Source organism: Streptomyces sp. NPDC021096 (assembly GCF_040641275.1).
Lineage (GTDB): Bacteria > Actinomycetota > Actinomycetes > Streptomycetales > Streptomycetaceae > Streptomyces.
Genome location: NZ_JBFADG010000034.1, coordinates 1 through 13018 on the forward strand (window position 1 = coordinate 1; position 13018 = coordinate 13018).

11 protein-coding genes are annotated in these 13018 nt (G+C 72.0%); 4 read left to right on the plus strand and 7 right to left on the minus strand.

What is annotated here, in order from left to right:
- The coding region (locus AB0G59_RS26925; protein ID WP_360916648.1) for a serine/threonine-protein kinase at positions 1 to 950 on the minus strand (950 nt) is incomplete at its 3' end.
- A gap of 164 nt (positions 951 to 1114) precedes the next feature.
- Here AB0G59_RS26925 and AB0G59_RS26930 point away from each other — a divergent pair.
- Positions 1115 to 2347 (plus strand): alpha/beta hydrolase-fold protein, encoded by a 1233-nt coding sequence (locus tag AB0G59_RS26930; RefSeq protein ID WP_360916651.1) that lies wholly within the window; start codon positions 1115 to 1117, stop codon positions 2345 to 2347.
- 81 nt (positions 2348 to 2428) lie between these two features.
- Here the strand turns inward: AB0G59_RS26930 and AB0G59_RS26935 are convergent, their stop codons facing one another.
- Entirely contained in the window at positions 2429 to 3319 is an 891-nt protein-coding gene (locus AB0G59_RS26935) for a menaquinone biosynthesis protein (protein ID WP_360916654.1), read from the minus strand.
- A gap of 285 nt (positions 3320 to 3604) precedes the next feature.
- On the opposite strand from AB0G59_RS26935, the gene AB0G59_RS26940 reads away from it, so the two are divergent.
- Positions 3605 to 3808 carry a cold-shock protein gene (locus AB0G59_RS26940; RefSeq protein WP_003984261.1) on the plus strand — a complete coding sequence of 68 codons (204 nt, stop codon included), beginning with the start codon at positions 3605 to 3607 and terminating at the stop codon, positions 3806 to 3808.
- Positions 3809 to 3987: 179 nt separating this feature from the next.
- Here AB0G59_RS26940 and AB0G59_RS26945 read toward each other — a convergent pair whose 3' ends face one another.
- Positions 3988 to 5793 carry a long-chain fatty acid--CoA ligase gene (locus AB0G59_RS26945; protein ID WP_360916657.1) on the minus strand — a complete coding sequence of 602 codons (1806 nt, stop codon included), beginning with the start codon at positions 5791 to 5793 and terminating at the stop codon, positions 3988 to 3990.
- 136 nt (positions 5794 to 5929) lie between these two features.
- On the opposite strand from AB0G59_RS26945, the gene AB0G59_RS26950 reads away from it, so the two are divergent.
- Together AB0G59_RS26950 and AB0G59_RS26955 are read left to right on the plus strand one after the other, a co-directional pair.
- The gene (locus AB0G59_RS26950) at positions 5930 to 7012 is read left to right on the plus strand and encodes an AraC family transcriptional regulator (RefSeq protein ID WP_360916660.1); all 1083 of its coding nucleotides are present in this window, start codon (positions 5930 to 5932) and stop codon (positions 7010 to 7012) included.
- Positions 7013 to 7107: 95 nt separating this feature from the next.
- On the plus strand, positions 7108 to 8259 hold the full coding sequence (locus tag AB0G59_RS26955; protein ID WP_360916663.1) for a lipase family protein: 1152 nt from the start codon (positions 7108 to 7110) through the stop codon (positions 8257 to 8259).
- A gap of 48 nt (positions 8260 to 8307) precedes the next feature.
- On the opposite strand, the gene AB0G59_RS26960 is transcribed toward AB0G59_RS26955, so the two are convergent.
- From AB0G59_RS26960 to AB0G59_RS26975, 4 genes are all read right to left on the minus strand, one after another.
- Positions 8308 to 10221 carry an AMP-dependent synthetase/ligase gene (locus tag AB0G59_RS26960; RefSeq protein WP_360916666.1) on the minus strand — a complete coding sequence of 638 codons (1914 nt, stop codon included), beginning with the start codon at positions 10219 to 10221 and terminating at the stop codon, positions 8308 to 8310.
- A 184-nt stretch (positions 10222 to 10405) separates the two neighbouring features.
- Entirely contained in the window at positions 10406 to 11095 is a 690-nt protein-coding gene (locus tag AB0G59_RS26965; RefSeq protein ID WP_360916669.1) for a TetR/AcrR family transcriptional regulator, read from the minus strand.
- Positions 11096 to 11212: 117 nt separating this feature from the next.
- Positions 11213 to 12532 carry a dicarboxylate/amino acid:cation symporter gene (locus tag AB0G59_RS26970; RefSeq protein ID WP_360916672.1) on the minus strand — a complete coding sequence of 440 codons (1320 nt, stop codon included), beginning with the start codon at positions 12530 to 12532 and terminating at the stop codon, positions 11213 to 11215.
- 173 nt (positions 12533 to 12705) lie between these two features.
- Positions 12706 to 12993: a DUF4229 domain-containing protein gene (locus AB0G59_RS26975; protein WP_071965545.1), complete on the minus strand. Its 288-nt coding sequence runs from the start codon at positions 12991 to 12993 to the stop codon at positions 12706 to 12708.
- Positions 12994 to 13018 lie beyond the last annotated feature (25 nt).

Here is a 13018-nt window from a genome sequence, read left to right on the forward strand (position 1 = left end):
ACGGGCTGCCTTTGCAGCCCGTCCGGCGATTGAGGACCGGGGTCCGGGGCGGCTTCCAGGTCCAGTAGTTCCACCGCCTGGCGGCTCACCCGCTCCACGAGCGGGGCCGGGAGCCAGCCCGGGCCCAGCAGTGCGCTCGCGCCGTCCGGGGCGGCGAGGCGGTGGGCCAGCTCCGCCGGGGCCGGTCTCGCCTCCGGGGCCTTGGCCAGGCAGGACGTCACCAGCTCGCGCAGGGGGCCCGTGAGGGCCGGGCCCAGCACCGGGTCCTCGTGCACGACCTTGTAGAGCAGCGCGGCCGAGCTGTCGCCGGGGAAGGGCGGCTCGCCCGTGGCCGCGTACGCCAGGACCGCGCCCAGGGAGAAGACGTCCGCCGCCCCGGTGACCGGCCGGCCCAGGATCTGCTCGGGGGCCATGTAGCCCGGGGAGCCGATCGAGACGCCGGTGGAGGTCAGGGAGGCCGTGCCCTCGACGGCCCGGGCGATGCCGAAGTCGATGAGGCGGGGGCCGTCGAGGGCCAGCAGGACGTTCGACGGCTTGACGTCGCGGTGCACCAGCCCCAGTCCGTGCACCGCCGCCAGCGCCTCCGCCAGGCCCGCGCCCAGCGCCCGTACCGTCCGCCGCGGCAGCGGGCCCACCTCGGCGACGGCCTGGGTGAGCGAGGGCCCGGCCACATAGCCCGTCGCCACCCACGGCACCGCGGCCTCCGGATCGGCGTCCAGCACGGGCGCCGTCCAGGCCCCGCCCACCCGCCGGGCGGACTCGACCTCCCTGCGGAAGCGCGCACGGAACTGCTCATCGAGGGCGAAATGGGGATGGACCACCTTGACGGCGACCGTGCGCCCGCCCGCGCTGCGCCCGAGGTACACCCGGCCCATGCCGCCCGCGCCCAATCGGCCCAGCAGCCGATATGCGCCTATGACCTGCGGATCTTCCACCGACAACGACTGCATAGGGCCCTTCGCCTCCCCCTGGAAGGGGCCCTTCGCCCCCGAATTCGAGCCTATGACTCAATTCACGGATCGTCCCAGGAACCCCGACCCCTGATTTGCCCATCCCCTAGGACGGAACAAACCGTCATGTCCTTCGGGGCAGCAGCATCATCCGGAGCGACGCGATGACGCACTCACCCAACGGGGGCTACCAGCCCAACGGGGGATACCAGCAGCCGGGCGGCTACCCGCCGCCCCCCAACGGATACCGGCAGCCCCACCAGGGTGGCGGCTACGGCGACCAGGGGGGCCACGGGGACTACGGCGACTACCCGCCCAACGGCTCGTACCAGTCCCAGGGCCGCCAGCGTGCTTCGCGCGCCAAGAAGTGGATGATCGTGGTGGCTTCCATAGCCGTCCTCGGTCTGATCGCCGGCGGCGTCATGAAGTACCTCGAGTTCGGTCCCTTCTCCAAGAAGGGCGACCCGGTCAGCTTCGGCCAGGACAAGAACGCCGGCCAGGCGGGCGGGGCCTCGGGTGAGAAGTCCTCCGACTCCAAGACGCTGATGCCGACGGGGCCGGCCGCCCAGTTCAAGAACGCCAACACCCTCGGTGACGGCACGGAGATCGGCGTCGTCACCCTCGACGGCCCGAAGTCCGGCTTCAAGGGCAAGGTCTGGGTCTGGGCGCCCAAGCAGTACAAGGACCCGAAGTACGCCAAGAGCGGCTTCCCGGTCATGATCGCGCTGCCCGGTGGCCCCGGCTACCCGAACAACTACTGGATGGGCACCGACCTCGGCCTCCAGCAGAGCATCAGCAAGTGGTCCCAGGAGGGCAAGAGCCTGCCCTTCATCCTGGCGATGCCGGTGCTGAACCCGGACGACAAGCACTACTACGACGGCAGTGACATCCCCGGCCAGGCCAAGATGGGCACCTGGCTGACGGAGGACGTGCCGGAACTGGTGAAGCAGAACTTCCGCACCCTGAAGTCGCGTGACGGCTGGGCGTTCATGGGCTCCTCCTCCGGTGGCTTCGCGGGCTTCAAGGCCGTGCTGAAGCACCCGGACAAGTTCAAGGCCGTCATCGCCTCCGGTCCCGACATCGTGCCCGACTCCCCGCTGTGGAAGGGCCACGAGAAGGAGATGGCGGAGAACAACCCCGAGGTCCTGGCCAAGCGGCTGATCGACACCAAGGGCCCGGACGTCTACGTCGCCTTCCAGGTGGGCACGGCGGAGCCGCCCATCGTGATGAGCCAGGTCAAGAAGTTCCAGGCACAGTACGGCAAGGGCCCCGTGCACACGATGCTGCGGGAGATACCCGGCGGCAAGCACAACGCCAAGACCTACGTGCCGAACATGGGCGAAGGCCTGATCCAGTACATCAGTCAGCACATGGAAGGCCCCACGCCCTCCTCCTGACCCGCGCGGCCGGGCCCCGGTGGTTCCACGGGAGCCCGGCGCCGCACTCGCGCAGCCGAAGCCCTGATCCCTCCCCGGGGGTCAGGGCTTCAGCAGTTCCACCCGCACGTCGGCGGGGAAGCCGGTCGTCGGACCGGTGCGGCGGGCGAACTCCGCCACCCCGGCCAGCTGGTCGGGGCCGAAGCGGAAGTCCAGCGTGGTGAAGTAGCGCTCCAGCAGCTCCGCGTCGAACGACTCCCAGCGCGCGGCCTGCTCGGCGACCTTGTCGACCTCCTGCAGGGACAGGTCGCGGGAGGCCAGGAACGCCTCGTGCACCTCGGCGACGATGCGCGGCTCACGGGCCAGGTAGTCGCGGCGGGCGGCCCACACGGCGAAGACGAACGGCAGCCCCGTCCAGTCCTTCCACATCTGCCCGAGGTCGTGGACCTCCAGGCCCAGCCGGGGCGCGTCGTGCAGGGAGGCCCGCAGGGCGGCGTCCCCGATGAGGACGGCGGCGTCCGCCTCCTGCATCATCGCGCCGAGGTCCGGCGGGCAGCTGTAGTAGTCGGGCTCGACGCCGTAGCGCTCGGCGAGCAGGAGCTGCGCCAGCCGCACGGAGGTGCGCGAGGTGGAGCCGAGGGCGACCTTGGCACCGTCCAGCTTCTCCAGCGGCAGCTGCGAGACGATCACGCACGACATGACGGGCCCGTCGCAGCCCACGGCGATGTCCGGCAGCGCGACGAGCTCGTCGGCGTTCTTCAGGAACTCCACCAGGGTCACCGGGGCGATGTCGAGCTCACCCCGTACGAGCCGCTCGCTGAGCTTCTCGGGGGTGTCCTTGGTCAGATCCAGATCGAGCAGCGTGCCGGTCCGGGCCAGGCCCCAGTAGAGGGGCAGGCAGTTGAGGAACTGGATGTGGCCGACGCGCGGGCGGGCACGGAGCGGCTGCGGCACGTCGACGGCGGTCGCTGCGTCTGAGGCTGAATTGTCCACATCCGGAGGCTAGCCCCGGGCTGTGCGGGCCGCCGGGCCGGGGGTCCGCTCGACGGGTGCCCGACCAGCGATCTTTTCCCGTGCGAAGGGTCGGAAAACCCGTCTTCGGCGTGATCTTTGACTCCTTCCGCACGAGAACATCGCGTGCTAGGCTCGCCGCAAGTTGCAGTTTGGTTTCCCTTGCAGTACAGAGCCTGCGGAGCATGTGACCCGCAGGCTTTTGTAGTTTTCAGACTTCTCGCAGGTTCTGGAGCAGGGCAACCCTTTGGGCCCAAGGAGGGCTTTATGGCTACCGGAACCGTGAAGTGGTTCAACGCTGAAAAGGGCTTTGGCTTCATCGCCCAGGACGGCGGGGGCCCCGACGTCTTCGTTCACTACTCCGCGATCAACGCCTCTGGCTTCCGCTCCCTCGAGGAGAACCAGCAGGTCAACTTCGACGTCACGCAGGGCCCGAAGGGTCCGCAGGCGGAGAACGTCACCCCGGTCTGATCCTCGGATCCTTCCGGTACGACGGCTCGACCGATCGCGGTCGACGTGCTGTACCCAAGGTGCCCTGCCTCCCGCTTCGGCGGAAGGCAGGGCTCCTGCCTTTCCCCGGCCATTCCCGTGCCCGGGACCCCGATTCTTAACCTCATTCACTGAGGTCACTTCTTTCACACTGGCACCATTTACCGCTCCCGTTCGTAGAGCGCGTCGATTTCCGCCGCAAAGCGATCACAGATCGCCGCGCGCCGGACTTTGAGGGTGGGTGTCAGCGCCCCGCTCGCGACGCTGAAGTCCTCGTCCAGGACCGTGAACGCACGGATCCGCGAGGGCCGGGAGACCTGCTCGTTGGCCGCGTCCACCGCCTCCTGGCAGAGCGCGCGCACGGCCGGGTGCCGGGCGGCCGGGGCGTCCCCGAGGTCCACGCCCTCCCGGGCGGCCCAGGCGGCGACCTCCTCCCCGTCCAGGGTCAGCAGCGCCACCGGGTACGGGCGACGGTCGCCGACCATGACGGCGCGGGATATCCAGCGGGACTGCTGCAGCGCGAACTCCACCAGCGAGGGCGTGAGGTTCTTGCCGCTCGAGGTGATGATCAGGTCCTTCTTGCGGCCGGTGATGGAGAGGTAGCCGTCCGCGTCCAGCGTGCCGATGTCCCCGGTGCGCAGCCAGCCGTCGGCGTCCACCGCCTCCGCGCTGGCGGCCGGGTTGCCGTGGTAGCCGGCGAAGACGCCGGGGCCCCGGACCAGGACCTCGCCGTCCCCCGCTATCCGCACCTCGTACCCCGCCACCGCCTGCCCGACCGTTCCGGGGCGCACCGCGCCCCGCCGGTTGAGGGAGAGCGCGCCCGAGGTCTCGGTCATGCCGTACCCCTCGTAGACGGCGATGCCGCAGGCGCGCAGGAAGTCCAGGGTCTGCGGCGCGATGGGCGCGGCCCCGGTCAGGGCCCAGCGCAGCCGGCCGCCGAAGACCGCCCGGACCGGCGCGAACACGCTCTCCTCCGCCGCCTCCCACGCCGTGCGCAGCTCCCCGGTGAGCTCCTCGCCCCGTTCGCGCGCCCCGGCCGCCGCCAGCCCGGTCCGTACGGCCGCCGCCAGCCGGCCGGGGCCGTCCGGGCCCCGGGACTCGGCGAGGGAGACGACGCTCGCGTGCACCTTCTCGAACAGCCGTGGCACGGACGGCAGGTGCGTGGGCCTGACCTCGGCCAGCTCGGCGACGACGTTCTCGACCCGGCCCCCGAAGTAGCACAGCGCGCCGCCGCGGCGCAGCGAGGTCAGCTCGATGAGCTGGCCGAGGACGTGGGCGAGCGGGAGGTAGAGGTAGGTGGTGTCGCCCGGGCCGCCCTCGGAGAGGTGGGCGGTGGCGTCCTGGTTGGCGACCATGTTGCCGTGCGTGAGCCGGCAGCCCTTGGGCAGGCCCGTGGTGCCGGAGGTGTAGATGATCGTGCACAGGTCCTCGGCCCTGCGGGCCGCGCCGCGCGCCAGGAACTCCTCCGGCGACGCCAGCGCCGGCAGCCGCCCCAGCACCGGGGCGGTGGAGCCGTCCCCGTCGACGAGCACCACGTGCCGCAGCTCCGGCAGCTTCTCCCGCACCTGCTCCACGCGCGCCGCCTGGGCGGCGTTCTCGCAGATGACGACCGAGGCCCCCGAGTCGCCCAGCACCCAGGCCAGTTCGCCCTCGCCGGCCGTCGGGTAGACCGGCACCACGACCGCCCCGGCGGCCAGCACCGCGAAGTGGGCGTGGGTCCACTCCGGCCGGGTCTCCGACAGGATCGCCACCCGGTCGTCGGGGCGCACCCCGAGGGTGATCAGGCCGCGCCCGACGGTCCGTACGATCTCGCGCAGCCGGTCGTAGCCGGTCTCCGTCCAGCCCTCCCCGGGGCTCCCGCCGGCCCGTGGGCGGTGGCGCAGCGCGGGCAGGTCCCCGTACCGGTCGGCCGTCCATTCGACGAACTGCGCCAGTGTGTCCGGTCGTTGCCGTTCCTGCTGCCGCACGACGCCTCCCTGGTCGGTGCACGGACGAACCGATGACGTACACCGCCGACGCTATGAAGCCCACCCGTCCCGCGGGGATGACCGGAATCGTCAGCCCCACTGACCTGGACGCTCAACGGGAGTTACCGTGCAGGACATGGGCAGGCGGACGATCACCGTGCACTACGTACGGGCCGCGCTCGGTGGCGCGCGCCGGCTCGGCATCGACACCGTGCCGCTGCTGCAGCGGGCGGGCATCCCTCCGCTGCTGCTCGGCGACGACCGGGCGAAGGTGACGCCCGAGCAGTTCGCCCGTCTGGTGCGGGAGCTGCACCGGGCGACGGGGGACGAGTTCATGGGGCTGAGCCCGTCGCCCAGCAGGCCGGGGACGTTCGCGATGATGTGCTACGCCTGCGTGGGCTGCCGTGACCTGGGCGCGGTGCTCGAGCGGGCGGTGCGCTTCTACGGCCTCTTCCCCGACGGCCCGGACCTCGTACTCGAACGCCGGGGCGGCGAGGCGGTGTTCGCGGTCCGCAACGACCTGCGCGGTCATGCGGAGGGACGTTTCCTCGCCGAGTGCATGATGCTCATCTGGCACCGGCTGGCGAGCTGGTTGATCGGCCGCCGCATCCCGCTGCGCTGGGCCGGCTTCGCCTACCCCGCGCCGCCCTACGCCGCCGAGTACGGGCTGATGTTCGGCTGCCCCGTGCGGTTCGGGGCGGGGCCCGCCCCCATGGCGGCCGCCGGGTTCGACGCGCGCTGGCTGGCGGCGCCCGTGGTGCGGGACGAGGACGCTCTGCGGGAGCTGCTGCGGCGGGCCCCGGCGGAGCTGCTGAGCCGGCACGAGTACGGCACGACGGTGGCCGAGCAGGTGCGGCGGGCGTTCCTGCGGGCGCTGGGCGAGGGCCGGCCGGCGCGGCTGCCGGAGGTGGCGCAGCTGGCGGCGCGGCTGGCGGTGAGCCCGGCGACGCTGCGGCGGCGGCTGCAGGAGGAGGGGACGTCCTACCGGCGGCTCAAGGACCAGGTGCGGCGCGAGGTGGCGATCACGGGGCTCGCGGAGGGGCGGGAGCCGATCGCCCAGCTGGCGGCCCGGCTGGGGTTCTCCGAGGACACCGCCTTCCACCGGGCGTTCCGCCGCTGGACGGGCACCACGCCGGGGGCGTACCGGCTCGCCGGCGTGCGGGCCCTGCCCGGCGGAGCGGGGCCCCGTGGCGGCGACGCTCCCGGTCAGGAAAGCTGAGCGTCCCGGCCAACGCCCCCTTACCGGCGGGTCACTACGGTCGGCCCCAGTGCTTCACCTCCATCTGCTTCATCCGGAACAGCTGGGAGAGCCGCATGCACCTGCGCACCAGAGCCCTCGCCGCCGTCGCCGCACTGGCCGTCTCCTTCGGCCTGGCGGGCGGGACCGCCGCCGCCGACGGGCCGGCCGGGGCACCCGGCGACATCGTCAGCTCAGCCCCCACCTCCTTCCACCCCCTGCCGGGCCAGCCCACCCACACCAAGGCCTGGCACATCACCTACCGCTCCACCACCGCCAAGGGCGCCCCGAACGTCGTCTCGGGCACGGTGATCGTTCCCCAGGACGGCCGGACGGGCCCGCGCCCCCTGGTCACCTACGCCGTCGGCACCGTCGGCCTCGCCGACCACTGCGCCCCCTCCGCCGGCTTCCCGCGCGGCACCACCATGGAGGCCAACCTCATCCAGCTGCTGACCGCGCGCGGCTGGGCCGTGGCGGTCACCGACTACGAGGGCCTGGGCACCCCGGGCGACCACACCTACGCCGTCGGCCGCGCCGAGGGGCACGCCGTCCTCGACGCCGCCCGCGCCGCCCAGCGGCTGCCCCAGGCCGGGCTGGGGAAGAAGTCCCCGGTCGGCATCATGGGCTACTCCCAGGGCGGCCAGGCGAGCAGCTGGGCCGCCGAGCTCCACGACTCGTACGCCCCCGAACTGGACCTGCGCGGCACGGCCACCGGCGGCGTGCCCGCCGACCTGCTGAAGACCGCCGACTACAACAACGGCGGCATCGGGGCGGGCCTGGTCCTCATGGCCGCCACCGGCCAGGACGCGGCCTATCCCGAACTGAAACTCGACGGCTACCTCAACGCCAGGGGCCGCTCGTACGTCGACTTCCTCAAGAAGCACTGCGTGGTCGTCGACACCGTCGCGGGGCTCTTCAAGCGCATCGAGGACGTGACGGTCAAGAACCCGCTGTACGAGAGCGACTGGCAGCGCGTGCTGCGCTCCTCGCGCCTGGGCTCGCACGCCCCGGACCGCCCCGTGTACCTCTACCACGGGGTCATCGACGAGCTGATCCCCTACGCGGTCGGCAAGCAGCTGCGTGCGGACTGGTGCGCCGCGGGGGCCACGGTGCAGTGGAAGTCGCTGCCGCTGGGGGAGCACGTCCTGGGCGTGATCAGCGAGTCGGTGCCGGCCGCGAACTGGCTCGCGGACCGCTTCGCGGGCAGGGCGACGGGCGGCAACTGCTAGGTTCCGCCGTGCCGGAGGCGGGTCCCGGGAGCGTCCCGGGGCCCGCCCCTACGCCCGGTACAGCTCGTCGATCTCGGCCGCGAAGTCCCGCTCGACGGCGGCCCGCTTGAGCTTCATCGACGGCGTCAGATGCCCGCTCTCCTCCGTGAACTCCACCGCCAGCACCGCGAACCGGCGGATCGACTCCGCCCGGGACACGGTCCTGTTGGCGTCGTCCACCGCCTCCTGCACACAGGCCAGCAGCGCCTTGTCGCCGACGAGCTCCTGGACGGGCACGTCGTCCAGGCCGTGCATCCCCTGCCAGTGCCCGAGCCCGTCGGGGTCCAGGGTGATCAGGGCGGTCAGGTACGGGCGGTTGTCGCCGATGACCGCGCACTGGGCGACGAGGGGGTGGGCGCGCAGCCGGTCCTCCAGCGGGGCCGGGGCGACGTTCTTGCCGCCGGAGGTGACGATCAGCTCCTTCTTGCGGCCGGTGATGGTGAGGTAGCCGTCCTCGTCGAGGGTGCCCAGGTCGCCGGTGGCGAACCACTCCCCCGGCGCACCTCCACCGTCCGCGGGGAACTCCGCCTCCTGCCGGCCAGCGTCCCAGTAGCCGGCGAAGACGTGGCCGCCGCGCAGCAGCACCTCGCCGTCCGCGGCGATGCGCACCGCGCTGCCGGGCAGCGGCCAGCCGACCGTGCCGGGCCGGGGGCGCAGCGGCGGGGTGAGAGTGCTGGCGGCGGTGGTCTCGGTCAGGCCGTAGCCCTCGAAGACCTCGACGCCGGCGCCGGTGTAGAAGGTGGTGAGCCGTCTGCCGAGCGGGGAGCCGCCGCTGATGACGTAGCGGACCCGGCCGCCGAGGGCGGCGCGGATGCGGCGGTAGACGAGCGCGTCGTACAGAGCGTGGGCGGCGCGCAGGCGGGGGCCGGGGCCGCGGCCGGCGCCGTGCGCGCGGGCCGCGTTCGCCTCGGCGTAGCGGCGGGCGACGTCGGCGGCGCGGTCGAAGGCGGGGGCGCGGCCGAGCTGTTCGGCGGTGGCCCGGGCGGTGTTGTGGATCCGCTCCAGGACGTAGGGGATGGCGAGCAGGAACGTGGGCCGGAATCCGGCGAGGTCCGCGCGGAGTTCGTCGGCCCGCAGGGACGGCGCGTGCCCGAGCCGTACGCGCGCCCGCAGGCAGCCGACGGCGACCATGCGGCCGAAGACGTGCGAGAGCGGCAGGAACAGGAGCGTGGCGGCGGGTTCCCTGCTGACGGCGTGGAAGACGGGGTGCAGCAGTTCGGTCGCGTTGTCGACTTCGGCGAAGAAGTTGGCGTGGGTGAGGACGCAGCCCTTGGGGCGGCCGGTGGTGCCGGAGGTGTAGATGAGGGTGGCGATGTCGTCGGGGGCGCGGGCGGCGCGGCGCTGCGCGACCGCCTCGTCCGGCAGGTCCCGTCCGGCGGCGACGAGCAGGGCGACCGCCCCGGCGTCGATCTGCCAGACGTGGGCGAGGCCGGGTAACGCCGCGCGCTCGGCGCCGACCAGCTTCATCTGCCCGGCGGTCTCGACGACGCAGGCGGCCGCCCGGGAGTCCTCGAGGATCCAGCGGACCTGGGGGGCGGCGGAGGTGGGGTAGACGGGGACGGTGACCAGGCCGGCCGCCCAGGCCGCGAAGTCCAGCAGCGTCCATTCGTAGCGGGTGCGGGCCATGAGGGCGAGCCGGTCGCCGGGGCCCAGGCCGTGGGCGATCAGGCCCTTGGCGACGGCCAGCACCTCGGCGGCGAAGCGGGCGGCGGTGACGTCGCGCCAGAGGCCGTCGGGCTGCTTGCGGCTGAGGACGGTGTCGGCGGGGGCGACGGCGGCGTTGTCGAACGGCAGGTCGCCGAGCGAGCCGTCGTGGACGGGCGGTGCCAGCGGGGGCACGGACGCCTCGCGCACGACGCCGGCGACGGCCGTCGTGCGGGGCGGGACGAGGAGGGAGAGGGCTTCGCTGCGCGGTACGGACACGGTGCGGCTCCTGTTCCAGACCCACAAGAGACCGATAAGTAACCTACTCGGCGGTAAAACTATGGCCGTAAAGGTACGCCTCCGGGCCCCCTCCGGCCAGAGCGCCTCCGCCGTTCACGGCCCCTCCGGTGCCGCCGGCTCCCGACGGCACCGGCGCCCCCGTCGCCCGCCGCACGGCCAGGGGTCATGAACGGGCGTCGGGTGCCCAGCGGTGCCCGTTCATGAGGTTCTCCAGCCCCGTCCAGGCGATGTTCATCAGCGTCGCCGCCGTCTCCTGGGCCGAGGAGACGGCGTCCCCGCGGGCGTTGGCCCAGCAGGCGAGCGACTCGGCGGCGCCCACGAGCGCGTGTGCCAGGCCGGAGGCCTCGTGCCCGGCCGGCGGGTCGGTGCGGCCGGCCGCGGCGGCGGTGGCCGCGATCAGCCCGGTGACGAGACGGATGATCTCCTGCCGCAGCTCCGCGACCACGACCGCGAACGGCTCCCCGTGCGTACGGGCCTGGCAGCTGAGCACGGCCCAGCCCGAGGGGTGCTCGGCGGTGTGCGCGAAGAAGGCGCGCAGCCCGTTCCACAGCCGGGCGTCCGCGGGGGCGTCCGGCTCGCTCGCGACCTCGAGCGCCGCCATCAGCGCCTCGGCCTCGCGCCGGATGCAGGCGCTGAAGAGGTCTTCCTTGGAGTTCAGATAGAGGTAGACCAGCGGCTTCGACGCCCCGGCAAGCTCCGCGATCTCGTCCATGGACGCCGCGCTGTAGCCGCGCCGGGCGAAGACCTCCACGGCGGCGTCGAGCATCTGCCGCTCGCGCACCTCCCGCGGCATGCGCCTGATCTTGCCGCTGCCGCCCCTCCGCTTCCCCTTCGGCTCCGGCGCGGTCCCCATGGTTGGTATCACCTGTGCGTCATCTACGACATTCACGACAAAAATCCCTCCCCCCCGTCACATTACCGGCAGGTAACATCACGGGGAGGAGGGACGTCAAGGGTACCGATCAAGCCGTCACGCGGCGGCGGGCTGCGGCTGCGCCTCCAGGTGCGAGCCGTCCGCGCTCTCGTAGGCCTCCCGGTCGAGGATGTCCTCCCGGGCGGCGACGAGGATCGGAACGACCGACTGGCCGGCCACGTTGGTCGCCGTGCGCATCATGTCGACGATCGGGTCGATGGCCAGCAGCAGGCCCACGCCCGCCATCGGCAGGCCCAGCGTCGACAGCGTCAGGGTCAGCATCACGGTCGCGCCGGTCAGGCCGGCGGTGGCCGCCGAGCCGATGACCGAGACGAAGGCGATCAGGACGTAGTCCTTGATCTCCAGCGGCACGTCGAAGACCTGGGCCACGAAGATCGCGGCGATGGCCGGGTAGATCGAGGCGCAGCCGTCCATCTTCGTCGTCGAGCCGAACGGCACCGCGAAGGAGGCGTACTCCTTCGGCACGCCGAGCCGCTCGGTGACCTTCTGCGTCAGCGGCATCGTGCCCACGGAGGAGCGGGAGACGAAGGCCAGCTGGATGGCGGGCCAGGCGCCCTTGAAGAAGCGCAGCGGGTTGACCTTGGCGACCGTGGCCAGCAGCAGCGGGTAGACACCGAACAGCACGATGGCGCAGCCCACGTAGATGTCGGCCGTGAACGTCGCGTACTTGCTGATCAGGCCCCAGCCGTAGGTGTAGATGGCCTTGCCGACCAGGCCGAGGCTGCCCAGCGGGGCGAGCCGGATGACCCACCACAGGACCTTCTGCAGCAGCTCCAGCACGGACTCGCTGAAGGCGAGCAGCGGCTGGGCCTTCTCGCCGACCTGGAGGACGGCGATGCCGGCGACGGCGGCCATGAAGACGATCTGCAGCACGTTCAGTTCGGTGAACGGCGTGATGACGTCGGTGGGGACGATTCCGGTGAGGAAGTCCAGCCAGGAGCCGTGCTTCTTGGGCTCGGCGCCGTCGGCGGCGGTGAGGCCGGTGCCGGAGCCCGGGTCGGTGAGCAGGCCGATGGCGAGGCCGATGACGACCGCGATCAGCGACGTGATCATGAACCAGAGCAGGGTCCGGGTGGCCAGCCGGGCGGCGTTGGAGACGTTCCGCAGGTTGGTGATCGAGACCAGGATGGCGAAGAAGACCAGGGGGGCGACCACGACCATCAGCAGCTGGACGAAGATGCCACCGATCTTGTCGAGGGTGGTCTGCAGCCAGCCGATGTCACCGCTCTTGGCGGCCCAGCCCAGCAGGGCGCCCAGCACGAGGCCGAGCAGGATCTGGGCCCAGAAGGGGACATTGAGGATGCGCGATATGCGCCCGCGCTGAGCGGACGCCGGGTTGGACGGGGGCGTCGACATGCCGAACACGGTAACACCGATGCTTTGGGGCACTCAAAGGAAATCTTTGAGGCGCACGAGCCCGGAAACGCGCCGACGCCCTGACGCGGAACAGGTGTTCCACGCCAGGGCGTCGGGGGAGTATGAGGGGGCGTGTGAGGAGACTTACACGGCTTGCTCGTGATTGGGGTGATTTACACCCCGTCCTCCTGGCCGGCGTTCGCGTTGATCCGCGCCTTCGCCCGGTCCACGCGCTCCACGATCTGCTCGGACATGGCGTCGCGCTGCTTGCGCAGCAGGACCCAGCTGAGCGGCGCGGAGAGGATGAGCGCGAGCAGCACCATCCACACGAGGTTCGAGCTGCCCACGCCGAGCGGGATGATCCGCGCGTAGCAGAGCACCCATACGAAGGCGAAGCAGGCGATGAGCAGTCCGACACGCGAAGCGGTGTAGCGGAGCGAGGCGTACTTCTGGCTACTCACGGACGGGACCTTCTTCTCAACGGCG

What these genes read in the sequence shown, in the direction of transcription:
- AB0G59_RS26955 (WP_360916663.1), top strand. Translation starts at nt 7,108, where the DNA reads ATGCACCTGCGCACCAGAGCCCTCGCCGCCGTCGCCGCACTGGCCGTC.
- AB0G59_RS26970 (WP_360916672.1), bottom strand. Translation starts at nt 12,532, where the DNA reads ATGTCGACGCCCCCGTCCAACCCGGCGTCCGCTCAGCGCGGGCGCATA.
- AB0G59_RS26930 (WP_360916651.1), top strand. Translation starts at nt 1,115, where the DNA reads ATGACGCACTCACCCAACGGGGGCTACCAGCCCAACGGGGGATACCAG.
- AB0G59_RS26950 (WP_360916660.1), top strand. Translation starts at nt 5,930, where the DNA reads ATGGGCAGGCGGACGATCACCGTGCACTACGTACGGGCCGCGCTCGGT.
- AB0G59_RS26965 (WP_360916669.1), bottom strand. Translation starts at nt 11,095, where the DNA reads ATGGGGACCGCGCCGGAGCCGAAGGGGAAGCGGAGGGGCGGCAGCGGC.
- AB0G59_RS26940 (WP_003984261.1), top strand. Translation starts at nt 3,605, where the DNA reads ATGGCTACCGGAACCGTGAAGTGGTTCAACGCTGAAAAGGGCTTTGGC.